At 64.2% G+C, this 23,703-nt stretch carries 18 protein-coding genes and 2 tRNA genes; 12 read left to right on the top strand and 8 right to left on the bottom strand.

Features of this window, described 5'->3' with window-relative positions; genetic code table 11:
• A partial coding sequence (locus V8U06_RS26005; RefSeq protein ID WP_427143139.1) for a DUF5801 repeats-in-toxin domain-containing protein occupies positions 1–4,578 on the bottom strand: 4,578 nt, incomplete at its 3' end.
• Positions 4,579–5,708: 1,130 nt separating this feature from the next.
• On the opposite strand from V8U06_RS26005, the gene V8U06_RS26000 reads away from it, so the two are divergent.
• Both V8U06_RS26000 and V8U06_RS25995 read left to right on the top strand, forming a co-directional pair.
• Complete coding sequence (locus V8U06_RS26000; RefSeq protein ID WP_427143138.1) at positions 5,709–6,584, top strand: transglutaminase-like cysteine peptidase; 876 nt, start codon at positions 5,709–5,711, stop codon at positions 6,582–6,584.
• Between the two features lie 151 nt (positions 6,585–6,735).
• Positions 6,736–7,278, top strand: a complete 543-nt coding sequence (locus V8U06_RS25995; protein WP_427143137.1) for a DUF2569 family protein — start codon at positions 6,736–6,738, stop codon at positions 7,276–7,278.
• Between the two features lie 405 nt (positions 7,279–7,683).
• Here V8U06_RS25995 and V8U06_RS25990 read toward each other — a convergent pair.
• The 3 genes from V8U06_RS25990 to V8U06_RS25980 form a co-directional block, all read right to left on the bottom strand.
• A tRNA-Pro gene (locus V8U06_RS25990) sits at positions 7,684–7,760 on the bottom strand.
• A gap of 117 nt (positions 7,761–7,877) precedes the next feature.
• Positions 7,878–8,375, bottom strand: a complete 498-nt coding sequence (locus tag V8U06_RS25985) for a DUF192 domain-containing protein (RefSeq protein ID WP_427143136.1) — start codon at positions 8,373–8,375, stop codon at positions 7,878–7,880.
• Complete coding sequence (locus V8U06_RS25980; RefSeq protein ID WP_427143135.1) at positions 8,375–8,953, bottom strand: cold-shock protein; 579 nt, start codon at positions 8,951–8,953, stop codon at positions 8,375–8,377. The genes V8U06_RS25985 and V8U06_RS25980 overlap by 1 nt, the downstream gene beginning before the upstream one ends.
• Positions 8,954–9,146: 193 nt before the next feature.
• Here V8U06_RS25980 and gloA point away from each other — a divergent pair, with 193 nt between their 5' ends.
• From gloA to V8U06_RS25965, 3 genes are all read left to right on the top strand, one after another.
• A complete protein-coding gene (gloA, locus tag V8U06_RS25975; RefSeq protein ID WP_226919246.1) occupies positions 9,147–9,587 on the top strand; it encodes a lactoylglutathione lyase in 441 nt (146 codons plus the stop codon).
• A gap of 339 nt (positions 9,588–9,926) precedes the next feature.
• Complete coding sequence (locus tag V8U06_RS25970; RefSeq protein WP_427143134.1) at positions 9,927–11,225, top strand: YcbK family protein; 1,299 nt, start codon at positions 9,927–9,929, stop codon at positions 11,223–11,225.
• Positions 11,226–11,366: 141 nt separating this feature from the next.
• Positions 11,367–11,441, top strand: a tRNA-Glu gene (locus V8U06_RS25965).
• Positions 11,442–11,475: 34 nt separating this feature from the next.
• Here V8U06_RS25965 and recJ read toward each other — a convergent pair.
• The 4 genes from recJ to V8U06_RS25945 all read right to left on the bottom strand — a co-directional run bounded on the left by recJ (position 11,476) and on the right by V8U06_RS25945 (position 16,542).
• Entirely contained in the window at positions 11,476–13,284 is a 1,809-nt protein-coding gene (recJ, locus tag V8U06_RS25960; protein ID WP_226919248.1) for a single-stranded-DNA-specific exonuclease RecJ, read from the bottom strand.
• Positions 13,285–13,481: 197 nt separating this feature from the next.
• Complete coding sequence (locus tag V8U06_RS25955) at positions 13,482–14,804, bottom strand: homoserine dehydrogenase (RefSeq protein WP_427143133.1); 1,323 nt, start codon at positions 14,802–14,804, stop codon at positions 13,482–13,484.
• A 61-nt stretch (positions 14,805–14,865) separates the two neighbouring features.
• Positions 14,866–16,083, bottom strand: a complete 1,218-nt coding sequence (locus V8U06_RS25950) for an LL-diaminopimelate aminotransferase (RefSeq protein WP_226919250.1) — start codon at positions 16,081–16,083, stop codon at positions 14,866–14,868.
• Between the two features lie 174 nt (positions 16,084–16,257).
• The gene (locus V8U06_RS25945; RefSeq protein WP_427143132.1) at positions 16,258–16,542 is read right to left on the bottom strand and encodes an SHOCT domain-containing protein; all 285 of its coding nucleotides are present in this window, start codon (positions 16,540–16,542) and stop codon (positions 16,258–16,260) included.
• On the opposite strand from V8U06_RS25945, the gene V8U06_RS25940 reads away from it, so the two are divergent.
• From V8U06_RS25940 to V8U06_RS25910, 7 genes are all read left to right on the top strand, one after another.
• On the top strand, positions 16,541–16,702 hold the full coding sequence (locus V8U06_RS25940) for a hypothetical protein (RefSeq protein WP_427143131.1): 162 nt from the start codon (positions 16,541–16,543) through the stop codon (positions 16,700–16,702). The genes V8U06_RS25945 and V8U06_RS25940 overlap by 2 nt on opposite strands.
• Positions 16,703–16,723: 21 nt before the next feature.
• Positions 16,724–18,580 (top strand): PHA/PHB synthase family protein, encoded by a 1,857-nt coding sequence (locus tag V8U06_RS25935; protein ID WP_427143130.1) that lies wholly within the window; start codon positions 16,724–16,726, stop codon positions 18,578–18,580.
• A gap of 6 nt (positions 18,581–18,586) precedes the next feature.
• Complete coding sequence (gene sfsA, locus V8U06_RS25930) at positions 18,587–19,306, top strand: DNA/RNA nuclease SfsA (protein ID WP_427143129.1); 720 nt, start codon at positions 18,587–18,589, stop codon at positions 19,304–19,306.
• 31 nt (positions 19,307–19,337) lie between these two features.
• On the top strand, positions 19,338–20,165 hold the full coding sequence (gene map, locus V8U06_RS25925; RefSeq protein WP_427143128.1) for a type I methionyl aminopeptidase: 828 nt from the start codon (positions 19,338–19,340) through the stop codon (positions 20,163–20,165).
• A 53-nt stretch (positions 20,166–20,218) separates the two neighbouring features.
• On the top strand, positions 20,219–20,995 hold the full coding sequence (gene radC, locus V8U06_RS25920; RefSeq protein WP_427143144.1) for a RadC family protein: 777 nt from the start codon (positions 20,219–20,221) through the stop codon (positions 20,993–20,995).
• 196 nt (positions 20,996–21,191) lie between these two features.
• On the top strand, positions 21,192–22,598 hold the full coding sequence (gene sthA / locus V8U06_RS25915) for a Si-specific NAD(P)(+) transhydrogenase (protein ID WP_427143127.1): 1,407 nt from the start codon (positions 21,192–21,194) through the stop codon (positions 22,596–22,598).
• Positions 22,599–22,691: 93 nt separating this feature from the next.
• Positions 22,692–23,495 carry an endonuclease/exonuclease/phosphatase family protein gene (locus tag V8U06_RS25910; RefSeq protein ID WP_427143126.1) on the top strand — a complete coding sequence of 268 codons (804 nt, stop codon included), beginning with the start codon at positions 22,692–22,694 and terminating at the stop codon, positions 23,493–23,495.
• Positions 23,496–23,703: the final 208 nt, after the last annotated feature.

Below are 23,703 nucleotides of genomic sequence, written 5' to 3'. Positions count from 1 at the left end.
CGGCTGGAAGCCGGGCGTCGGCGAACCGAAGATCGTGCCGTCGACATAGCCGACCAGCGCGCCGGTCAGCGGCTCGACCGAGAAGACGACCGTGCCGCCCTGCGAGGTCAGGCCGAGGCCTGTCATGGTCGCCGCGGCATCCGCCGAGAAAGCGAAGCGGCCGAAGCCATCCGCGCCGAACGTCACGACCGAGGCCACGGAACCGGAAACCGTCGAGGCATAGCCGCCGCCCAGAAGCGCAAGCTGCGAGACGCTGTTGGCGTCCGCGTCGGCATGATGGGGATCGGAACCCTGCGAACGAAGGTTGAAAATGTCGTTCTCGGCGACCTTCAACGCGATGGCCTTGCCATTGGCGAGCGGACCGTCGTCGTAGAACTGGATCGCCTTGCCGATGGAGATGCTCTTGGTGTCGGTGTCGCCGTCGTAATCCTTGACGGTCACGACTGCCTTCACGAGGTCCCCGAGATCGACGAAGTCGTTCGGGTTAGCCGTGTCGGAATGCTGGATCGCCTTGTACTGCGCGACCGACACGCGGCCATCGTTGTCGATATGCAGCGCAAAGACCAGCGCGCCCGAGGCGTCGACGCCCTTCACGATGCCGTTGGCGCCCATGACAAGCGTGATCGCGCCGCCCGTCGTCGACGACAGGCCCGTCGCACCGTCCGCCGGGACGATCTCGAGCTTGACCGTGTGCGATACATTGTCGTCGGCACCACCTGTTACCGACGTGTCGACGAGATCCGCTCGGCCGAAGCCAAGCGCGGTGCCAAGCCCATTGAACAGGGCCTGCACGCTGCCGTTCGACGTCTCTCCCGATTGGGCCAGAGCCGTTTCATCATGCAGCACCGTCTTGCCCGTCGTGGTGATCGAGACCGAGGGAACGTCGTCCTTGACCGTGATGACCAGCTTGCCGTCGAGGCGAACCTTGTCGCCATCGCCGTCGAAGGCGTCAACGATGCGGCCGAGGTCGAGACCGGACAGAATGCCGCCCGCCTTCGTCGCAAGTTCGGTATTCGCGCCATTGCCGCCTTCGGCCTTCACATGGTCCAGCTGATCATAGAGGCGGAAGACGAAGTTGCCGTCCGTATCCAGCTCAACCGACATCACGGGGCGGTCGATCAGCGGCTGGAAGCCGGGCGTCGGCGAACCGAAGATCGTGCCGTCGACATAGCCGACCAGCGCGCCCGTCAAGGGTTCGATGACGAACACGACCTGCCCGCCCTTCGACATCAGGCCGAGACCCGTCATGGCTGCGGCGGCATCCGCCGCGAAGGCGAAGCGACCGAAGCCATCCGCGCCGAACGTCACGACCGAGGCAACGGAACCGGAAACCGTCGAAGCGAAGCCGCCGCCCAGCAGCGCAAGCTGCGAGACGCTGTTGGCGTCCGTGTCGACATGATGAGGATCGGAACCCTGCGAACGAAGGTTGAAAATGTCGTTCTCGGCAACGGTCAGTTCGACGGCCGCGCCGTTGGCAAGCGGACCGTCGTCATAGAACTGGATCGCCTTGCCGATGGAAATACTCTTGGTGTCGGTATCGCCGTCGTGATCTTTTACCGAGACCACGGCGTCCACGAGGCCGCCAAGATCCACGGCGTCATTGTGGTTGCCCGTGTCGGGATGCTGGATCGCCTGGTACTGCGCTACCGAGACACGGCCGTCATTGTCGATATGCAGCGCAAAGACCAGCGCGCCCGAGGCGTCAACGCCCTTCACGATGCCACTGGCATCCATCACCAGCGTGATCGCGCCGCCCGTCGTGGAGAACAGGTTCGTCGCGCCGCCTTCGGAGGTGATCTTCAGGCTCATCGTGTGCGTGACGATGTCGTCTGCGCCGCCCGTCACGGACGTGTTGACGAGGTCCGCGCGGCTGAAGCCGATGGCCTTTTCAACGCCGAGACCATTGAAGAGTGCACGGATCGAGCTGTCCGACTCGCTCGCCGTTTCGTCGCGCTCTACGGAGGCTTCGGTCCGCTCGATGCTCACCGAGGGAACGTCGTCCTTCACCGTGACGATCAGCTTGCCGTCAAGGCGCACCTTGTCGCCGTCGCCGTCGAAGGCTTCGATGATGCGGCCGAGATCGAGGCCGGAGAGCGCGCCGCCCGCCGTCTGAAGGTCGGTGTTCTCGCCGTTGCTGGCGCCGTTCGGGCCCTGCACGTGATCGAGCTGGTCATGCAGGCGGAACACGAAGTTGCCGGCCGCGTCCAGTTCTACCGTCAGCACGGGACGATCCGGCGTATCCTGCTCGGATCCTTCGAGGTCCTGACCCGCGACATAGCCGACGAGCGCGCCCGTTGCCGGATTGACGGCGAACACGACCGCGCCGCCCTTCGACGTCAGGCCAAGGCTCGTCATCGTCGCGGCGGCATCCGCCGTGAAGGCGAAGCGGCCGAAACCGTCCGCGCCGAAGGAAACGACCGGGGCCAGCGAACCGGAGAGCGTCGAGGACAGCCCCTTGAGCCCGCCACCGGTCTCGGACGTGCTGTCCGCATCGACGACAAGCGGGCTGGAGCCCTGCGAGAGTTCGTTCTGAATGTCGTTCTCGGCAACGGTCAGCCGGACGGCAGCATTGGTGAGCACGAGGGCATCGTCATTCACCGTGACGGCAAAACCATGCGTCTGCTGTGCCTTGTCGCTGTCGGTGACCGTCAGGTTGAAATTGAGCGTGACATTGTCCTCGCTGCCGGCCAGCGGGTGGTCCAGCGTGTCGCGCAGGTCGAAGGTGTAAGAGCCATTGCCCTGCTCGTCGACCGTCGCGACGAACACGATGCGGACATTGCTCGGCAGGCCGCTCGCGGTGTCGATGACCAGCGGGCCGTCGCCGACATAGCCGACTGCGGTTGCGCCATCGGCCGAGACGTAGAGGCGAACGGTCTCACCGCGCGATGTGCCGAGCGGCGCGCCTTCCGTGCCGTTGGACGCGGTTGCGCCCGTGAAGGCGACGGAACCGTCGACCACGGCATGCGTGGCATCCGTATAGTCGTCCGGACCCCAGGTGATGTTGAGCGAACCCGATGCGGAGAGGCTGTCGACCGCGCTATCGCCGCCAGCGTAGGAATCGCCGATATTGCCGGCGCGGCTGGATAGCGCGTCTTCATCGACCTCGGCCGTCGTGACCTGGCCGATGACCGGCAGGTCGTTCGTTCCTGTTACCGTCACGGTCACGACCTGGCTGGTCGTGCCGCCATTGCCGTCATCCAGCGTCACCGTATAGGCGAGCTGAAGCTGCTGGCCCGCCCGCAGGAAATCGAACGTGGAATCGGGCGCAGTGAACTGCCAGGAGACCGTTCCGTTGTCGGAGGTCGCGGTCGTCGAGGTGACATTGGCCGAGAAGAAACCGAGAAGATCGGCGGCAGCGGCCGTCAGCTGCGCGGTGGCGCCGGAGGTCGCCACGGCGATCTGCGTGACCTGATGGGCATTGTCGGACGTGTCGACATCGACGAAGGCGAGCGTGCCGGAGGTCGCGATGGCCGCGCTCGAACCCGTCGCACCGTCCGTTTCGGTCACGGCGCCGGAGAGCTGGCTTCCGCCCGCCACGAAGAACGGCGCGTCATTGGTGCCGACAACCGTGATGGTGACGGTGCGCAGGACATTGGACACGCCATCGGAAATGGTCACGTCGAAGGTGAGCGTCAGTGTTTCGCCGGCGGCGAGGAAATCGACGGCGGCATTGGGAAGGGCATAGGTCCAGGCGACCGTGCCGTTGCCGGCAGCCGAGGGGGTCGTGGTGATGCCGCCGGTGGCGGCGCTGTCCAGGCTGAAGCCGGCAAGAATGGCATCGAGCTGGGCCTGGCTCGGCGTGAAGCCGTTGTTGAAGTTCGTCGCACCGACGGCGCCAGCGCCGGCGGTCGCCGTCCAGCTACCGCCGAAATCTATATCGAAGAACTCGATGACGCCGCCGACCGGGGTCGGATCGCTGTCCGTGCCACCGGGATTGTCGATGGCTTCGAGGAGCGTGCCGAGATCGCTGCCGCCGGTGGAGGTCGGCGCCGTGTTGCCCCTGTCGTTCCGCAGATCGTCGCCGGCACCATCATCTCCGCCCAGATCGGTGCCATCGAGCAGGTTGAGAATGCCGATATCTTCCGGCGGGTCGTTCTGCTGCAGCGTCTGGAATTCGCCGCCGGAGCTCTGCGAGCCGGCGGGGGAAGCCGAAAGGCCCTCAGGGCCGGCCGCGACGTCGACACCGCTCGCGCCGAGCGCGGCGACGAGCACGTTCTGGGGAATTTCAACGTCGCCGATGACGAAGGTGGGAACACGAAACGCGCCGTTCAGCACGACGATTTCGGACCCGTCCGCCTGCACGAGCACGAGATTGGCGCCCTCGACACGGAACTGTTCGAGCGAAACCCCCTCGGGAAGACGCACGACGTTCTGCGCATCGGCCGTCACTTCGCGCGGCCCCCCGGCCGCCGCGCCCTGCCCGTCCTGCTGGCCGGCATCGGTTGCGAGCGGAACCGGTTCTCCTGCGGCCTGCGCCACCAGGATCGCCTGCGGAAGCGGCGCTGCGCCGTCTTCACCGCCGACTGCGGACTGATTGTTCTGGTTAACGATGGAGAAACGCGGATCGTCGAAGGTCATAGCTCACCCACTTTTGGTTGAGGCCATTAAGAGGGAAAACATTTCCACGACAAGGCCCTTTTTATCTTTCAGCATAACCCGTTATGCAGTTGGCGTATTTCCTGCACAGAAGGGTTAATGATCCGGCTTTCCAGGCCCTTCCGCCGCTTCTCACCTTACGGAATGGTGTGGGAATCCCGGGCGCCTTTTGTGATTCCGGAGCGGATCGGCGCGGGTTCTCGCCTGTCACGACTTTGCAACCGAGGTGGTACGAAACCCGTAGCGCACGAAGGATTCCCGGGCGCCCCGTTTCGGGACGGCAAGCGGTGCTGAACAGAAAAAGGCGCGACGACAACGAACAGCCACCGGGATGTGGCGCGCGCGGAGCACGAGAACAATGCGGCCATGCTCCGGGCGGCTACAGCGCCTCGGCACGCAGCAAGAGGCTGGCCATATAATAAGAACAAAGAGCGCGGGTCGCCGGAATTGGTCGCGAGGATCGTTTCACCTTGCGATCAACCGCCTCGCTTGCTTTCGGCACCAGGCGTGCCGCCATCGCCAAGGATCGCGACCGCGCCGGAGCGCCTTGCGAAAAGCGCCTGCGACATGGGCTCGCCGTCGATGGCAACCCCGGTACGGCTCCCTCGGCGCCCCCTAAGCATGGTCGAGGCCCCGACGGCGCCGCCCGCGATCTCGCGGACGCTCCCGCCCGCCTCCCTCCCGGTCGTTGGGGCGTGACCGCCGTCTCGTCGTTTGCGACCGTTTGGCCGATGAGCACGCGTCTCTTCGATACGGGGAGCAAGCACGGCTCGATCTGCCTGCAGGCCGGCGCCGCGTACGACCGGAAACCGGGGCTCCGCCATGGTTTATGAAACGTTATGTGATCGTTTCAAATTCCACTCAAATTACGCCACCAATCTATACTTGAGATTATCCAAGTAAGTTCGCTGTATATTTATTCGAAAGCGCTACGTTTTACCCAACAACAGAGGTAGAGCCCAATGCGCTTCAACAATACAAAAACAAAAAGCCGCATCATTGCCATGTCCGCAGCAGCCATTGTCGCAGGTTGGGTCACTACCGCCGCCGCAGAAAGCAAACCGTCTCTTCCGGCACAGATGAACGGCGGCTATACTTTCTCCATGGCCAGCATGGCCAAGATTCTGACAGCAACCGGCCGACAGGAGGTCCTGACGCGTATCGGGTACTATGCCCGCCTGCTGACGCCTTCGGCTGCGATGGACGGAATCGATCGTGAAACCCGCACGGCCACCATCGTCAAACCGGACTACGCTGCGCTGGAAACTCCGGCAAAGGCTGCAAAGAACACCGCCGTCTTCGGTTCGCTTGCCATCGGCTTCAATCGCCTGCCAGCCGTCGCGAAGCTGAATGCCATCAAGGTCAGCAACGCCGCCGCCGACCCGATCTCCTGCGAAAACAACACGTGCGATCTGCCCCGCGCCGCTTTCGCCCGCACCGTCGATAATCTGCGCGATGCCGGCTTCATGGAAAAGATCCGCTCGGTGAACGCCCTGGTGAACAGCTTCGTGCGCTACCGCCGTGACGCCGACACCAGCGGCCGTCTCGATTACTGGGCGACGCCGGAGGAAACGCTCGCCCGCCGCAGCGGCGATTGCGAGGACTATGCGATCCTGAAAATGGCGGCGCTGACGCGCCTCGGCCTGCCCGAATCGAGCATGTCCATCGTCATTCTGCGCGATGAGAGCCGCAACCTGTTCCACGCGGTCCTTGCGGTGCGCACCAATCAGGGCTTCTTCATTCTCGACAACATGCGCAAGGAAACCCTGCGCGATCGCGACCTGCCGCAATATATGCCGCTTTATTCGGTCAGCGCCGGCAAGGGGTATCTGCATGGCCGCAAGGCGAAGGATGGCCAGATGGCCATGAGCCGCGTCGCCTTCGACAAGGTCGCCCCCGGCGAAGGCCCCGGCGCCGTCTTCGGCGATGAGCAGGCCACCGCCATCAAGGCGACGCCGGTCGACGAGAGCGCCGTGGTCGCCTTCTGATCTCCATGATGCGGCGCGCCCCTCGCGCCGCAGCGACCGTCTACCCTTGCCGCAAACATTGCACGGGACAAAGCATAGCGCTGCGAGCTGAAAGGCTTGCATAGCCGGCCGAATGCCAGCTACATCTCGGGTTGTAACCTGGGGGCGAGTGATGGGGTCTTTTTCAATTTGGCACTGGGTCGTCCCGGTGATGATTTTCGGCGGTATTGCCTTTGCAATAGGTCGAGGGCTGCGCAGGGAAGCGGCGCGGCCGTGGGAATTGAAAGGCATTGGCGGCTGGCTTGCATGGCTCGCCGTAGGACAGGTATTCGCGCTTCTACTCGCGATTGGGTGCTTTGCCCTGACTTTCGAGGTTTTCGGATTCTTGTCTGCTCTTCAGCCGCCAGCAGTTCACATCGCGTTTTATGCACGAACAGCAATGGCTTTCTGCTACCTGATCCTGGTCGGTGCGACAACAATGGCTTTATTCAGAAAGAAGAAATATTTCACTGAGCTCTTTTTGTGCCAATGGATTACGTTTCCCGTTGTCCTCATAGTGGCTACAGTTATTCTCACTTTTGTAACGGGTGCTTCATCGAGCGCGATAATATCGCCGGAAGATATCACAGCGGCGGTTATTGCCTTTGGCCTAGAAGCGATATGGGTTTGGTATACGCAGGTATCCAAGCGCGTCGCGAATACCATGGTCAATTAGTTCATATTTCCAAAACACGGCTGTCAGTGGCTATCAAGACATCGTGGAGAAGCGCGTCAACAAATTCGGCAAGCCGATCGTTGATGAAGACAGCAAAGAGCACGCGAGCCCCATAGCCGGGGATGACCTGCTACGCGCGGCGTCACTTCGTGGCGATGAACATCGTTTCTCACCTCGAAAGAGAAGCGGTCGAAGTGGCTGGTCACGTCTTGAAAGAAGGATCGAACAAAACCGACCGGTACGAAATCTTCGATCCGGAAGATTTAGAAGAGCTGATGCGGCGATTGACGAGATCATGCAGAAACACGCCCGCCGGAGGCTGTTTGCTCCCACGGTGCGCTCACAAGGCAAATTTCGCTTGGTGAAATAGAAGTATGAAACCTTGATTTCTCAGGCTTTAGCCGGTGGTCGGAGTGGAGAGATTCGAACTCCCGACCCTCTGGTCCCAAACCAGATGCGCTACCAGACTGCGCTACACTCCGTCCGTTCCGGTGACGGGGAGATACACGCATCCGCCCCGGGCCGCAACAGCAAATGGTGGCTATCCGGTGGTTCTTTTTGGAATTCGCCTGTCTCTAAGAAAGGGCTCGGCGGAGCCCCTACTTCGTCTTGCGCAGGGACTGTATCAGCTCGTTCTCGATGCGGTTGCCGGGGCGCAGGCCGAGGCGTTTCGCAGCGCCGCCGTTGAGTTCCAGCACGTAGTCGATCGGCCCGCCGGAATCGATGATCGCTTCGGAAAGCGGCTCGGCGTTTTCCTTGATCGCGCGCACCTTGCCGTCCTTGGCGATGAACAGCATGTCGAGCGGGATATAGGTGTTCTTCATCCACATGAAGACCTGCCGCGTTTCGCCGAAGGCGAACAGCATGCCGCGATCCTCGGCCATTTCGGCGCGGTTCATCAGCCCCTGTTCGCGCTGGCGCGGCGTCACGGCAAGCTCCACCGTGAAGGCGTGGCTCTTGCCGTCCTTCGTGACGATGGTCAGCGGCTGCGTGTCGAATTTCTCTTCCGCGGCGGCCTGGAGGGCGAAGCAAAGAAAAAGCGCCAGAACGGCGCTTGCCAGACGTGCGACACCGAAGGCCCGCATGACGCGCAGCATCAATGCGCCCTGCCGCCTGGAACAGGCATGTCGGGATGGATTTCCGCGGCCATCAGGCCCTTGTCGCCATCGCCGAAGCGCACCAGCACGACCTGGCCGGGACGCAGTTCCGTCAGACCGAAGCGGCGCAGCGTCTCCATATGGATGAAAATGTCTTCCGTGCCCTCGCCGCGCGTCAGGAAGCCGAAGCCCTTGGTGCGGTTGAACCACTTGACCAGAACGCGCTCCAAGCCGCTGGAGGGCGTGACCTGCACATGGGTCTTGACCGGCGGCATCTGCGAGGGATGCACGGCCGTGGTCTGGTCCATGGAAAGAATGCGGAAGGCCTGGTAACCGCGGTCGCGCTTCTGGATGAGCGCTACGACGCGCGTGCCTTCGAGAACCGTCTGGTAGCCGTCGCGGCGCAGGCACGTGACGTGCAGCAGCACGTCCTGCATGCCATTGTCGGGCACGATGAAGCCGAAGCCCTTGGCAACGTCGAACCACTTGATGACGCCGGTGATCTCGATCAGATCGACGGCGTCATTGCTCTGGTCATCACGCGCCGTGATTTCCTTTGAAGACACCCTGTCCACCATGACCTGCCAGCCCCTCGTTTACGCGTCACATGAGTTACGGTTAACTGATTCTTGATAACCAGAATAACATTGTCCCGATGCGAATGCGCAAGCCCCTTTGAAAGTTTTGCCGATGCCATTGGTAGGCGGCAAGGCTTGCCTGAGGCTGACAAAAACCTAATCTTCCGGGCGATTCCCATTCAAAGGAGTTTTCATGCGTTATCTTCACACGATGGTCCGCGTCAAAGACGTCGACCAGTCCCTTCATTTCTACTGCACGCTTTTCGGTCTTCAGGAAGTTCGCCGCTACGAGAACGACAAGGGCCGCTTCACGCTGATCTTCCTCGCCGCCCCGGAAGATGTCGCAACGGCGCGCGAAAACGCGACGCCCTGCCTGGAACTGACCTATAACTGGGATACCGAAGACTATGCGGGCGGGCGCAATTTCGGCCACCTCGCCTACGAGGTCGACGATATCTATGCGCTCTGCCAGAAGCTGATGGACAACGGCGTCACCATCAACCGCCCGCCGCGCGACGGCCACATGGCCTTCGTGCGCTCGCCGGACGGCATCTCCATCGAGATCCTGCAGAAAGGCGAGAACCTCGCCCCGGCCGAACCCTGGGCCTCGATGGGCAATACCGGCGCCTGGTAAGCGCCCCGGACGCAAGCCCCGGGCAAAGCTTGCGTCCTATACATCCGTATTACGAACCATCGTTTCGCCGTATTTGACCGGAAGATTCTTGCCATTCCGGTCGGTCGCCAGCGTGAGGGGGCGTTTCGGCCGTTTCAGAGCCGGATGCTTCCGTTCCGCGTTCCACGGCTTCACACGCTTCGGCCTTTACAGCATCGGCCGAAACGGTAACATCGCGGCAACCGCAGCCTGGCCCCTAAGGCTTTCTCGATTGCGGTTGCGACTGTTTGAAGAACTGGCCTCATCGGCGGCAAGACCGAGGGCACGAACGTCGAAAGCGGGGGAAAGCCTTTGCAGGACATGCAGGGAAAGTGGCCGCGTCTGAAGACGCTGCGGTATGGATTGCTGCTGGCCGTCTCGGTCGCCACGCTCTCGGGCTGCGTTTCCGCAGTCTCCACGGATATGCGCGCGGACACCAAGGCCGCGCAGGAAAAGGAAGAAACGGTCGCCGAAGGCGCGGACGATACGACCACGCCGGTGGTCGCCTCGGGCGCGACGGCGCGGGATGCCTATGCCACGGCCGACGCCGGAACGGCCGGCCAGCCGATGGCCGGGGAAGCGGGCAGCGACACCGCCGGCCTCATCATGCAGCCGACGACGCTCAATGCCGGCCAGGCCAGCATCTATTCCAATGGCGGCCAGGTGACGCCGACCGGCACGGCCTATACCACGCAGACCGCCGGCACCAATGCCACCACCAACAGTCTCTATGCCGCCTCCGGCATGGCCCAGACGACCAACCAGACGGGGGATCAGACGGGACGCCTGCCCGTCGAGGACATGCCGCCGGTCGATTCGTCCGGGCAGCAGGTTCTGATGACGCCCGACGGCGAGCAGGCCGTCCTGCCGGAAAACGTTCCTATCCCCAAGACGGCGCGCACCGCGCTGGTCGCCGAAGCGACAACGGGCAATGCCGCCGATCAGGCGCTGGCCCTGCCGGCGGAAGACGGCGCGGCCCTCGTGCTGCCGGAAACGACGGCAAAGGACAAGAATCGCAAGACGGTGACGCTCGCCTCGCTCTTTGCCGAAAAGCGCGAAGCCAAGGGCGAATTCGACGGCGAGCGCTTCGTGGCGACGCCGCGCCGCGTGATCAACCGCGACAGCGCCAATGCCACGCAGATGGCCTCGCTCGGCTCCCTGCCCGGCGTGACGACCGGCAATGCCTATGCGACGACGGAGCATTCCGAATCGGAAGAGGTCGAGGACGACGCGCCGCAGTTCAAGGAAGTGGCCTCGCTTGCCGGGCTTGCCCGCCTTGCGCCGAACGGCCTCTGGCTGCAGACCGAAAAGGTGAAGACCGGCTGCTTCAAGCCGGAGCTGCTGCAGGTGCTGAAGACGATCGAGACGCATTATGACAAGCCGATCATCGTCACCTCGGGCCTGCGCGACATCAAGGTGAACCGCGCCAAGCAATCGCTGCACACGCGCTGCGAAGCGGCGGACATCCAGATCGCGGGCGTCAGCAAATGGGAGCTTGCGGACTATCTGCGCAGCATGCCCGGCCGCGGCGGCGTCGGCACCTATTGCCATACCGAATCCGTGCATATCGATATCGGCCCCGAGCGCGACTGGAACTGGCGCTGCCGCCGGCGCAAATAGCCGCACAGCGCTAAGCCTCTGGGAACCATGTGGTTTCCCCTGCCGAAAGCCGCCTTCCGGGCGGCTTTTCATTTTTTTGTCACAACGGCTTTTTCCCGCTTGCGGAATAAAAAACGCCCTTCTATAAGACGCCCACCGCACGCGCCCTTCGTCTATCGGTTAGGACGCCAGATTTTCATTCTGGAAAGAGGGGTTCGACTCCCCTAGGGCGTGCCACTCTCCCCCCTTCATCGTCATTGAAATCGCGCGCTCAGAACGCCTTTGCCGCGTCGATCACGCGGAACTGGATGCGCCGGCTGCCCTGCCAGCTATCGGCCGAAAGCGTGCCGGCAAGATGGACCGCCTGGCCGCGTTCCTTGGCGAGAAACAGGCCGAGATCCGTTTCGGCGGCGCGGAAGGCCATGGCGTCGAGACGCCCGCCGTCCGGGCCCTCGAGGCCCAGCCGCAGGTGGTTGACGCCGACGGGACGCACGTCACGAATCCGGTGGGCCGGCAACGCGAAGATCGGCTGCGCATGGCCGGAGCCATAGGGGCCGGCCTGTTCGAGCTGGTCGGCAAGGGCGAGCGTCGCCCCGGACGCGCTGAGCGCGCCGTCGATCTTCAGCGTCTCCACGGCCACCAGGTCGCGCACCGTGCGTTCGGCCCGTTCCTCGAAGAAGGACCGCAGGCGGCCGAGATTGGCGCGCTCCACCGTCAGGCCCGCCGCCATGGCATGGCCGCCGCCCTTGACGAGAATGCCCTCCTCCACGGCGGCGCGCACCATGCGGCCGAGGTCGAAGCCGCTGATCGAGCGGCCGGAGCCGGTGCCCTTGCCCGAGGGATCGAAGGCGATGGCGAAGGCCGGGCGGCGGAAGCGATCCTTCAGCCGCGAGGCGAGCAGGCCGACGACGCCGGGATGCCAGCCTTCGCGGGCCGTGAGGATGATGGAGGCGGTCTCGCCGGTGCCGTATTCCGCCTGGGCTTCCGCCTCGGCCTCGGCCAGCATGGCGACTTCCATGGCCTGGCGCTCGCGGTTGAGCTCGTCGAGCTGCTTGGCGATGCGCTCGGCTTCGCCCGGCTCGTCGATGGTCAGCAGCCGGCTGCCCAGCGCCGCATCGCCGATGCGCCCGCCGGCATTGATGCGCGGGCCGACGAGGAAGCCGAGATGATAGGGCGTCACCGGCCCGCCGATGCCCGCCTGCTTCAAAAGCGCGGTCAGGCCGGCATTGCCGAGGTGGCGCGCGGCGACGAGGCCCTTCACCACATAGGCGCGGTTGAGGCCCTTCAGCGGCACCACGTCGCAGACCGTCGACAGCGCCACGAGATCGAGCATGGCGAGGAGATCGAAGCCCGCGGCCCGCCCGTCGCCCCGCTGGCGCAGGAGCCGCTGCAGGGCCACCAGCACGAGGAAGACGACGCCGGCGGCGGACAGATGCCCCTGCCCCGAAAGATCATCCTCGCGGTTCGGATTGACCAGCGCAAGCGCCGGCGGCAGGTCCTCGCCGACCTGGTGATGGTCGATCACCACGACGTCGATGCCGCGCTCGCGCGCCACGGCAAGCGATTCATGGCTCGTCGAGCCGCAGTCGACGGTGACGATCAGTTGCGCGCCGCGCTCGATCAGTTGCGCGATGGCGTTCGGATTGGGGCCATAGCCCTCGAAAATGCGGTCGGGAATGTAGATCTCCGCCGGCACGCCGAAATGCACGAGGAACCGGTAGAGCAGCGCCGAGGAGGATGCGCCGTCGACGTCGTAGTCGCCGAAGATCGCCACGCGCTCGCCCCGCTCGATGGCCCGCGCCAGCCGCTCCGTGGCCGCTTCGCAATCCATGAGGCTGTAGGGTTCCGGCATCAGCCGGCGCAGGGTCGGGTCGAGAAATTCCAGCGCGGTCTCGAAGGGCACGCCCCGCCCCGCCAGCACGCGCGAGATGAGATCCGGCAGGCCATGGGTCTGGCTCATCGCCAGCGCGCGGTTTTCCCCCGCCTGATCGAGCCGCGCCACCCAGCGCTGGCCGGTTGCCGAGCGTTCGACATTGAGGAAGGCCCGGCTGACGGGGTCCGCGTTTTCCAGCATGCTCATGGACGCTCCTGCCTGTTCGCCTCCCTGCCACCGCGTGTGGCCGGCCCCGCATCCGGCCTGCCGCTCCCGCAAGCGGGAAGACAGACGCAGGATGCCCTCAAACGCCGCCGCTACGCGGGACACGGTCCCGCTCCCCGCCCCGCGAGGCGGAGATCAGGATCAGCCGTCGATCCGCGATAGCGCGCGGCCTCGAAAGATCAGGCCGCCTTCGGCCGCTCGATGCGGATCACCTGCGGTTCGCCGACAAGATAGCCTTCGCTCTTGATGGAGGCGACGGCCTTGCGGACGGAATCTTCCATCGTCGCATGGGTGACGAGGATGATGGTCTTGGGGTCGGTCGATTCGGTGGTCGACTGCGCGCGCTGCACGATGGATTCCAGCGAGATGCCGTTTTCCGCCATATGCTTGGCGATGCTGGCGAACACGCCCGTGCGATCCTCCACCGAGAGGCGGATGAAGTAGCCGCCGTGGTGCTTGCGTATCTGCGCGCGTTTATAGGGCGCAAGCGCCGCGGCCGGGCGGCCGAGGGCCGGCACGGTCTGCGCGCCGGGACGGCTCTTGGCGATATCGGCGATGTCGCCGAGCACGGCCGAGGCCGTGGCATTGCCGCCGGCGCCGGGGCCGACCATCAGGAGTTCGCCGAGAATGTCCGATTCGATCGCCACGGCATTCGTCACGCCGTCCACCTGCGCGATGACGCTGTCGAGCGGCACCATGGTCGGGTGCACGCGCTGTTCGACGCCCGTATCGGTCTTCTGCGCGACGCCGAGCAACTTGATGCGGTAACCGAGATCGGCGGCGGCGCGGATATCGTCGATGGAAATGTTGGTGATGCCTTCGAGATAAATGTCGTCGGCCGCGATCTTCGTGCCGAAGGCCAGCGTCGTCAGGATCGACAGCTTGTGCGCGGTGTCGTTGCCCTCGATGTCGAAGGCCGGATCGGCTTCGGCGTAACCGAGGCGCTGGGCTTCCTTGAGGCAATCCTCGAAGGACAGCCCTTCCTTCTCCATCTTGGTCAGGATGTAGTTGCAGGTGCCGTTCATGATGCCATAGACGCGCGAAATCGTGTTGCCCGTCAGGGATTCGCGCAGCGCCTTGATGACCGGGATGCCGCCGGCGACCGCCGCCTCGTAGTTGAGAAGCGAACCGTGCTTTTCTGCAAGGCCGGCAAGCTCGACGCCGTGCGCGGCGAGCAGCGCCTTGTTGGCCGTCACCACATGCACGCCGCGCGTCAGCGCCGCCTTGACCGCGGCATAGGCAGGATCGCCCGCGCCGCCCATCAGTTCGACGAAGACGTCGATCTCCGCGTCCCGCGCCAGCGCCACCGGGTCGTCGAACCATGCGACGGCGGAAAGGTCCACGCCGCGGTCTCGGCCCTTGCTGCGCGCCGTGACGGCTGTGATCTCGATCGGCCGGCCGCACGTCGTCGTGAGCATGTCCCTGCGTTCGACGAGAATCTTCGCGAGCGAGGCACCAACGGTCCCCAAGCCTGCAATGCCGATCTTCAGGGCATCAGCCATGGTCATGTCCTATAGGTTCTGGAAGGAAGCCCTCCGCGGGAAAGGCGGAGGGCGGATTTCATTAGCGATGGGCGTTCAGCGAGATGACGTTGTGCATCGTCTCGTCGGCCGTGGAAAGGAACTTCTTGATGTTGCGCGCTGCCTGGCGGATGCGGTGTTCGTTCTCCACCAGCGCGAGACGGACATAGTCGTCGCCGAGCTCGCCGAAGCCGACGCCCGGGGCGACCGCGACATCCGCCTTCTCGACGAGCAGCTTGGAGAATTCGAGCGAGCCGAGATGACGGAACTTTTCCGGGATCTTGGCCCAGGCGAACATGGTCGCGGCCGGCGGCGGCACCTCGAAACCGGCCTTGCCGAAGGTCTCGACCATCACGTCGCGGCGACGCTTGTAGACATTGCGCACTTCCGCGATGTCGGAGCCGTCGCCGTTGAGGGCGTGGGTGGCCGCCACCTGGATCGGCGTGAAGGCGCCGTAGTCGAGATAGGACTTCACGCGGGTCAGCGCGGCGATGAGGCGCTCGTTGCCGACGGCAAAGCCCATGCGCCAGCCGGGCATCGAAAAGGTCTTGGACATGGAGGTGAATTCCACCGTGATGTCCATGGCGCCCGGCACTTCCAGCACGGAGGGCGGCGGCGTGTCGTCGAAGTAGATTTCCGAATAGGCAAGGTCGGAAAGCACGATGATGTCGTGCTTCTTCGCGAAGGCGATGACGTCCTTGTAGAAATCGAGCGTGGCAACCTGCGCCGTCGGGTTCGACGGGTAGTTGAGGATCAGCGCCAGCGGCTTGGGGATCGAGTGGCGCACGGCGCGCTCGAGCGGCGGGAAGAAGCTCTCGTCCGGCTCGACCGAAATGGAGCGGATGACGCCGCCGGTCATCAGGAAGCCGAAGGCGTGGATCGGATAGGTCGGGTTCGGGCACAGGATGACGTCGCCCGGCGCGGTGATCGCCTGCGCCATGTTGGCGAAGCCTTCCTTGGAACCGAGGGTCGCGACGACCTGGGTCTCCGGGTTCAGCTTCACGCCGAAGCGGCGGGCGTAATAGGCGGCCTGGGCGCGGCGCAGGCCCGGAATGCCCTTGGACGAGGAATAGCGGTGGGTGCGCGGGTCCTGGACCACCTCGCACAGCTTGTCGACGATCGCCTTGGGCGTCGGCAGGTCGGGGTTGCCCATGCCAAGGTCGATGATGTCGGCGCCGCCCGCTCGCGCGCTTGCTTTCAAACGGTTGACCTGTTCGAAAACATATGGCGGCAGACGCCGGACCTTGTGAAACTCTTCCATCTCTAACCCCGTTGGGCGCGAAGCCCCTCCGGCGGCCCTGCCGGACGGCGCAAAACTTCGCGCGAATCAAGTAACCGGGTAAGGGCGAAAGCGTTCAAAATGAAGGCGCCCGCCCGCGCCGGCGGCCCGAAGGCCGTCTTCCGCTTTGCTGCCAAACGACAAGAAACGCAAGCGCTATTTCGTGCCTTCGATTTCCGCGAGCGCCGCCTTGCCATGGTTGTCGCGCAGGGCCTGCAGTTCGGCAAGCTGGCGGCGGTATTCCGCCTCGGAAATGGCACCGGACTTGCGGCGATGGGACAGCGCCGTCAGGCGCGCGCCGTAGTCGGCGGCTTCCTCGTCGCTCATCTGCTGCGTCTCGGCGGTGACGACGGCGGTAATGTCGGGGTAGACGGCCGCCCGGTTGGCGCCGGCATTCACCGTGGCGGGCGCTTCGGAGGACGAGGCGCAGGCAGCCAGCATGAGCGGCGCTCCGGCCACGAGAAGGACGGCGCTCAAGCGCCTGAATTTGAACGCCATGTGGCTGTATGCTCCTGTCGAAACGGCCGTTCCCGATATTGCCGCGAAAGGCTTTGAGGCCCTTGTAATCTGTTTCGGACCGAATGTAAAAATACAAAAGTGACAATAAAATCGGGAGGGAGCTATGGCCGAGAAAAGCAAAGCGGGGGAACGCGATGCGGCCGGTGACAAGCCCGGTTTCCAGGCATTCGATCCTGCCGCGATCGAGCCCTATATCGTCAAGGATCCGGAGGCGCTGACGGTCAATATCGCTCGCACGGTCGAGCAACTGGGCAAGGCGGCATCCGCCTGGCTCGCTCCCCGCGAAAGCGGCGAGAAGGTCGATACCGTCGCCGAGCCGATGGTCGATATGGTCAAGACCCTTTCCAAGGTCTCGGAATACTGGCTGACCGACCCGCGCCGCACGCTCGAGGCGCAGACCATGCTGCTCGGCAGCTATTTCAACATCTGGTCGCGCACGCTCACCAAGCTCGGCGGCCAGGAGGTCGACGCGGCACCCGATCCGCATGCCAAGGACAAGCGCTTCACCGACGAGGACTGGGTGAAGAACCCCTTCTTCGACTTCCTGCGGCAGGCCTATTTCGTCACCTCCGACTGGGCGGAGAAACTGGTCGCCGACGCCGAAGGCCTCGACGAGCACACGCGCCACAAGGCCGGCTTTTATGTGAAGCAGATCGCCAGCGCCGTCTCGCCGACCAACTTCATCACCACCAACCCGCAGCTCTATCGCGAGACGGTCGCCGCGAACGGCGCCAACCTCGTGCGCGGCATGAAGATGCTGGCCGAGGACATCGCCGCCGGCAAGGGCGACCTCAAGCTGCGCCAGACCGACACCAGCAAGTTCGCCGTCGGCGAGAACATGGCGCTGACGCCGGGCAAGGTGCTGGCGCAGAGCGACGTCTGCCAGGTCATCCAGTACGATGCGACGACGGACAAGGTGCTGAAGCGCCCGCTGCTCATCTGCCCGCCGTGGATCAACAAGTTCTATATCCTCGACCTCAACCCGGCGAAATCCTTCATCAAGTGGGCGGTCGACCAGGGCCACACGGTCTTCGTCATCTCCTGGGTCAATCCGGACGAGCGCCATGCCGGCAAGGATTGGGAATCCTATGCCCGCGAGGGCGTCGGCTTCGCGCTCGACACGATCAAGCAGGCGACCGGCGAGGACGAGGTGAACGCCATCGGCTATTGCGTCGGCGGCACGCTGCTGGCGGCGACGCTCGCCCTGCACGGCCAGGAGGGCGACAAGCGCATCCGCACCGCGACGCTCTTCACGACGCAGGTCGATTTCACCCATGCCGGCGACCTCAAGGTCTTCGCCGACGAGGACCAGATCGACGTCATCGAACGGGGCATGAAGGCGACCGGCTATCTCGACGGCTCGAAGATGGCGACCGCCTTCAACATGCTGCGCGCCTCGGAACTGATCTGGCCCTATTTCGTCAACAACTATCTGAAGGGCCAGGAGCCGATGCCCTTCGATCTGCTCTACTGGAATTCAGATTCCACGCGAATGCCCGCCGCCAACCACTCGTTCTACCTCAGGAATTGTTATCTGAACAACACGCTTGCCAAGGGTGAGATGACGCTGGCCGGCAAGAAACTCTCCCTGACGGACGTCAAGATTCCGATCTACAATCTGGCCGCCAAGGAAGACCATATTGCCCCGGCGAAGTCGGTCTTCGTCGGCAGCAAGTTCTTCGGCGGCAAGGTCACCTATGTCATGGCCGGCTCCGGCCACATCGCCGGCGTCGTCAACCCGCCGGACAAGATGAAGTACCAGTTCTGGACCGGCGGCCCGGTGAAGGGCGAGTTCGAGGACTGGGTGAAGAAGGCGGAGGAAACGCCCGGTTCCTGGTGGCCGCACTGGCACGAATGGATCAGGGCCGAGGACGACCGCATGGTGCCCGCCCGCAAGACGGGCGGCACGATGAACTCCATCGAGGAGGCCCCCGGCTCCTATGTGCGCGTGCGTGTCTGACGCCCTATGAAATTCGATCCGCCGCTGGTCTCCGGCACCCTCGTGCAGCGCTACAAGCGCTTCCTCTTCGATGCCGTGCTGGACGACGGCGCGGCGATCACCGGTTCGTGCCCGAACACCGGCTCGATGCGCGGCCTCACCGCGCCGGGCTCGCGCGTCTGGATGTCGACAAGCGACAGCCCGACGCGAAAGCACCGCCACCGGCTGGAGCTGGTGGAGGCGGACGACACCGTCGTCGGCATCAATACGGGCCTGCCGAACCGTCTCGCCGAGGAGGCGATCCACGCCGGCCTCGTCGCCGATCTCGGCACCTATCCGGTGCTGGAACGGGAGAAGAAATACGGCCGCAATTCGCGCATCGACATCCTGCTGTCGGGCGACGACCGGCCGGCGGCCTATGTCGAGGTGAAGAACGTGCATTTCCGCCGCACGCCCGGCCTTGCCGAATTCCCCGACACGGTCACGGCGCGCGGCGCAAAGCATCTGGAGGAGCTCGGCGACATGGCGGAGGCCGGCTTTCGCGCGGTCATGCTCTACCTGATCCAGCGCGAGGACTGCGAACGTTTCCGCATCTGCGCCGATCTCGATCCCTTCTATGCCGAGGGCTTCCGTCGGGCGCGCGCCCGCGGCGTCGAGGCCTATGCCGTCAAATGTGCCGTTACATCCCAGCAAATCCGGCCCGTGGCGTCGATCGCCATGGACGAAGCCGGGGTGGCTGCATTATGACGGTCTTACAAAGACGAGTGAAAGTTCGACCATGGTGACCTATATCGACGCGACCGCCGCGCCGCTGAAGAACACGGGCGTGATCCGCCTCTACGACGCCGACGCCTTTGCCGGCATGCGCAAGGCCTGTCAGCTCACGGCGCGCTGCCTCGACGAGCTCTATCCGCTGGTCAAGCCGGGCGTCGCCACCGACGTCATCGACCGCTTCGTCTTCGAATTCGGCATGGACCATGGCGCCCTGCCCGCGACGCTCAACTACCGCGGCTACACGAAGTCGAGCTGTACCTCGATCAACCACGTCGTCTGCCACGGCATTCCCAACGACAAGCCGCTGCGCGAGGGCGATGTCGTCAATATCGACGTCACCTTCATCCTCGACGGCTGGCATGGCGATTCGAGCCGCATGTATCCGGTCGGCGAGATCAAACGCGCCGCCGAGCGCCTGCTCGAAGTGACCCACAAATGCCTGATGCGCGGCATCGCGGCCGTGAAGCCCGGCGCGCGCACCGGCGCCATCGGCGAGGCTATCCAGACCTATGCGGAGGCCGAGCGCTGCTCCGTCGTGCGCGACTTCTGCGGCCACGGCGTCGGCCGCCTCTTCCACGACGCGCCGAACATCCTGCATTACGGCCGCGCCAATGAGGGCCCGGAAATGAAGGAAGGCATGATCTTCACCATCGAGCCGATGATCAATCTCGGCCGCCCGCATGTGAAGGTGCTGTCCGACGGCTGGACGGCCGTCACGCGCGACCGCTCGCTTTCGGCCCAGTACGAGCACACCGTCGGCGTCACGGCCGAAGGCTGCGAGATCTTCACGCTGTCGCCCGGCGGCCTCGACCGCCCCGGCCTTCCCGCCTAGGGCCATCCATGACGGGATCGCGCGGACGCACCGGCATTCCTTCCTCATCGGCGATGGAGGATGCCGCAGCGCCCGCCGACGATCTCTTCGGCGTTGCCGGCGACGATGTCCCGGGGCGCCCCGCGCGCGCATCGGCCAGGTCCGCCGCCACGACGGAAGACAAACACTATCACGGCCATCGCGAGCGCCTGCGCAACCGCTTCCGCGACCATGGCGACACGGCGCTCGCCGACTACGAAATCCTCGAACTGCTGCTCTTCCGCCTCATCCCCCGGCGCGACACGAAGCCGGTGGCCAAGGGCCTGCTCGAGCGCTTCGGCACGCTCTCCGGCGTCTTCGGCGCAACGCCCGCGCTGCTGCAGGAGGTCAACGGCATCGGCGAGACCGTGGCGCTCGATCTCAAGCTGATCTCCGCCGTCGCCCAGCGCATGCTGAAGAGCGAGATCCGCAACAAGACCCTGCTCGGCTCCTGGTCCTCGGTCATCCAGTATTGCCACGCGGCCATGGCGCATGAGCCGCGCGAACAGTTCCGCATCCTCTTCCTCGACAAGCGCAATGTGCTGATCGCCGACGAGGTGCAGGGCCACGGCACGGTCGACCATACGCCGGTCTATCCACGCGAGGTGGTGCGCCGCGCACTGGAACTGTCCGCGACCGCCATCATCCTCGTCCACAATCACCCCTCGGGCGATCCCACCCCGTCGCGGGCGGACATCGATATGACGAAGACAATCGTGGAAACCGCCCGCCCCCTTGGTATTACCGTTCATGACCACATCATCATCGGCAAGGACGGGCATGCCAGCCTCAAGGGGCTACGACTTCTCTAGACTCCCCCGCATCCGGAGCCGATGCCGCCGGCGGCCCCGCCTCCGGAATCGCGTTTAAAACCAATGAAATCGGAGGGGCATTCCTTCATCCGATTGAAACGGTTCTCTGCCATATCCGGTTGACGAAAATCGCTCGGCGAAGAAAATTGTTGCAACGCAATATGATTCTTCCCGCGGAAGACTGAGGCAATCTCACATGCAGGAATACGATCTCGTTGTCGTGGGCAGCGGCCCCGCAGGCCGCCGCGGCGCCATCCAGGCGGCCAAGCTCGGCCGCAAGGTTCTCGTCGTCGAACAGGGCAAGCGCGTCGGCGGCGTCTCGGTGCATACCGGCACCATCCCCTCCAAGACGTTGCGCGAGACGGCGCTGAACCTTTCCGGCTGGCGCGAGCGCGGCTTTTACGGCCGCGCCTACCGCGTGAAGCAGGAAATCAGCGCCGACGACCTGCGCCGCCGCCTGCTGATCACGCTCGACCACGAGGTGGAGGTGCTGGAACACCAGTTCGCCCGCAACCGCGTGCAGCATATCCGCGGCAAGGCGAAATTCCTGACGTCCGAGACGATGGAGATCGTCAAGGACGACGGCGAGACGATCCATGTCAACGGCAAGAGCATCATGCTCGCCGTCGGCACCAAGCCCTATCGCCCGAGCAGCATTCCCTTCGACGGCGTCAGCATCCTCGACAGCGACGAACTGCTCGACATCAAGGAACTGCCGCGCTCCATCGCCGTCATCGGCGCGGGCGTCATCGGTATCGAATATGCCACCATCTTCTCCGCGCTCGATACGCAGGTCACCGTCATCGATCCGAAGCCGACAATTCTCGACTTCATCGACCGGGAGATCGTCGAGGACTTCATCTACGAGCTGCGCGACCGCAACATGAAGCTCATCCTCGGCCAGACGGCCGACAAGGTGGAAAAGCTCGACAACGGCAAGTGCGAGATCACGCTGGACAATGGCCGCCGCGTCACCTGCGACATGGTGCTCTACGCCGCCGGCCGCGTCGGCGCGACGGACAGCCTGAACCTTGCCGCCGCCGGCCTCAGCGCCGATTCGCGTGGCCGCCTCAGCGTGAACCCGGAAACCTTCCAGACCGAGGTGCCGCATATCTACGCCGCCGGTGACGTCGTCGGCTTCCCGAGCCTTGCCTCCACATCGATGGAACAGGGGCGCATCGCGGCTCGCGTCGCCGTCGGCGCCATCGCCAAGGAGCCGCCGAAATACTTCCCCTACGGCATCTATGCCGTGCCGGAGATTTCCACCTGCGGCCTGACGGAAGAAGAGGTCAAGGAGCGCGGCATTCCCTACGAATGCGGCATGGCGCGGTTCCGCGAGACCTCGCGCGGTCACATCATGGGCCTCAATTCCGGCCTGCTGAAGATGATCTTCTCGCTGAAGACCCGCCGCCTGCTCGGCGTGCATATCGTCGGCGAAGGTGCGACCGAGCTCGTCCATATCGGTCAGGCCGTCTTGAACCTGAAGGGCACCGTCGAGTATTTCGTCGAGAACACCTTCAACTACCCGACGCTCGCCGAAGCCTACAAGATCGCCGGGCTCGACGCCTGGAACCGCATGGGCGACCTGTCGCAGAAGGCGTAAGCGCCCGTTTCACATTCCGGCGAACGCCTTTCTTTCGAGGCGTTCCACCCGGCATGGCAACGCGGCATCGGCATAGCAGAGAGGAGCAGCGCCATGAAAATCCTGTCGCTGAATGTCTGGGGCGGCATGCGCCATGCGTCGCTTCTCGACTATCTCAAGCAGGTCGATGCGGATGTCTATTGCCTGCAGGAGGTGCCGCGCGCCGTCGCCGCCCGCTCCGAATGGCTGACCTACCGCGATGGCGCGGTGGAACTCCAGCAGCGCGCCAATCTCTACCGCGAGATCGCGAACGCCCTGCCCGGCCATGACGGCTTCTTCGCCCCGACCGCCCGCGGCGAACTTCTGGACGGTGAGTATCCCTGCCATCAGGAATTCGGCCTCGCCACCTTTATCCGTCAGGAGATCGCGGTCATCGGCCAGGCCCTCGACTTCGTCCATGGCGCCTTTTCCCCGCATGGTTTCGGCGAGCATCCCCGCGCCCGCAACGCCCACGCCTTCCGCCTCTACGACTACAGCGCGGACCGCGCGCTCTGCCTCGTGCAGTTCCATGGCCTGCGCGAAACCGGCGGCAAGAGCGACACGCCGGCCCGCGACGCGCAGGCCGCATCCCTCATCGCCCTCATCGACCGCCTGCACCGGCAGGACGAGGCCCTCATCCTGTGCGGCGACTTCAACCTCCTGCCCGAGAGCCGCACCTTCCAGTCCCTCGCCGATCTCGGCCTGACGGATCTCATCACCACCAACGGCTTCACCGACACCCGCACATCGCTCTACACCAAGCCCGGCCGCTACGCCGATTACATGCTGGTGAACGCCCGCGCGCCGGTCGCCGATTTCACCGTTGTGGAAACGCCTGAAGTCTCGGACCATCGGGCGCTGCTGCTGACATTGGGGTGACGGACGAGAGGTTTTCGGGCTGCTGGATGGTGGACCGGCAGGCAACAAGCTCGCCCATCATGTCTCGCCGCCTACCTTTCCTCCGTCATGCCGGGCCTGATCCGGTATCCGGTCACAGCGCATCCGCGCGGTGAACGACAGCTCCCATCCCCAAACGCAAAAAGGCCGCCCGAGGGCGGCCTTTCCGGAATGTTCTGGCAGGAACCGA

Origin of the sequence: Shinella sp. G-2 (genome assembly GCF_050172695.1) — a bacterium.
In the GTDB taxonomy this organism is placed as follows: domain Bacteria; phylum Pseudomonadota; class Alphaproteobacteria; order Rhizobiales; family Rhizobiaceae; genus Shinella.
This window is presented reverse-complemented; position numbering and strand designations above follow the sequence as displayed.

What these genes read in the sequence shown, in the direction of transcription:
- V8U06_RS26000 (WP_427143138.1), top strand. Translation starts at nt 5,709, where the DNA reads ATGGCCAAGATTCTGACAGCAACCGGCCGACAGGAGGTCCTGACGCGT.
- V8U06_RS25995 (WP_427143137.1), top strand. Translation starts at nt 6,736, where the DNA reads ATGGGGTCTTTTTCAATTTGGCACTGGGTCGTCCCGGTGATGATTTTC.
- V8U06_RS25985 (WP_427143136.1), bottom strand. Translation starts at nt 8,375, where the DNA reads ATGCTGCGCGTCATGCGGGCCTTCGGTGTCGCACGTCTGGCAAGCGCC.
- V8U06_RS25980 (WP_427143135.1), bottom strand. Translation starts at nt 8,953, where the DNA reads ATGGTGGACAGGGTGTCTTCAAAGGAAATCACGGCGCGTGATGACCAG.
- gloA (WP_226919246.1), top strand. Translation starts at nt 9,147, where the DNA reads ATGCGTTATCTTCACACGATGGTCCGCGTCAAAGACGTCGACCAGTCC.
- V8U06_RS25970 (WP_427143134.1), top strand. Translation starts at nt 9,927, where the DNA reads ATGCAGGGAAAGTGGCCGCGTCTGAAGACGCTGCGGTATGGATTGCTG.
- recJ (WP_226919248.1), bottom strand. Translation starts at nt 13,284, where the DNA reads ATGAGCATGCTGGAAAACGCGGACCCCGTCAGCCGGGCCTTCCTCAAT.
- V8U06_RS25955 (WP_427143133.1), bottom strand. Translation starts at nt 14,804, where the DNA reads ATGGCTGATGCCCTGAAGATCGGCATTGCAGGCTTGGGGACCGTTGGT.
- V8U06_RS25950 (WP_226919250.1), bottom strand. Translation starts at nt 16,083, where the DNA reads ATGGAAGAGTTTCACAAGGTCCGGCGTCTGCCGCCATATGTTTTCGAA.
- V8U06_RS25940 (WP_427143131.1), top strand. Translation starts at nt 16,541, where the DNA reads ATGAGCGGCGCTCCGGCCACGAGAAGGACGGCGCTCAAGCGCCTGAAT.
- V8U06_RS25945 (WP_427143132.1), bottom strand. Translation starts at nt 16,542, where the DNA reads ATGCTGGCTGCCTGCGCCTCGTCCTCCGAAGCGCCCGCCACGGTGAAT.
- V8U06_RS25935 (WP_427143130.1), top strand. Translation starts at nt 16,724, where the DNA reads ATGGCCGAGAAAAGCAAAGCGGGGGAACGCGATGCGGCCGGTGACAAG.
- sfsA (WP_427143129.1), top strand. Translation starts at nt 18,587, where the DNA reads ATGAAATTCGATCCGCCGCTGGTCTCCGGCACCCTCGTGCAGCGCTAC.
- map (WP_427143128.1), top strand. Translation starts at nt 19,338, where the DNA reads ATGGTGACCTATATCGACGCGACCGCCGCGCCGCTGAAGAACACGGGC.
- radC (WP_427143144.1), top strand. Translation starts at nt 20,219, where the DNA reads ATGGAGGATGCCGCAGCGCCCGCCGACGATCTCTTCGGCGTTGCCGGC.
- sthA (WP_427143127.1), top strand. Translation starts at nt 21,192, where the DNA reads ATGCAGGAATACGATCTCGTTGTCGTGGGCAGCGGCCCCGCAGGCCGC.
- V8U06_RS25910 (WP_427143126.1), top strand. Translation starts at nt 22,692, where the DNA reads ATGAAAATCCTGTCGCTGAATGTCTGGGGCGGCATGCGCCATGCGTCG.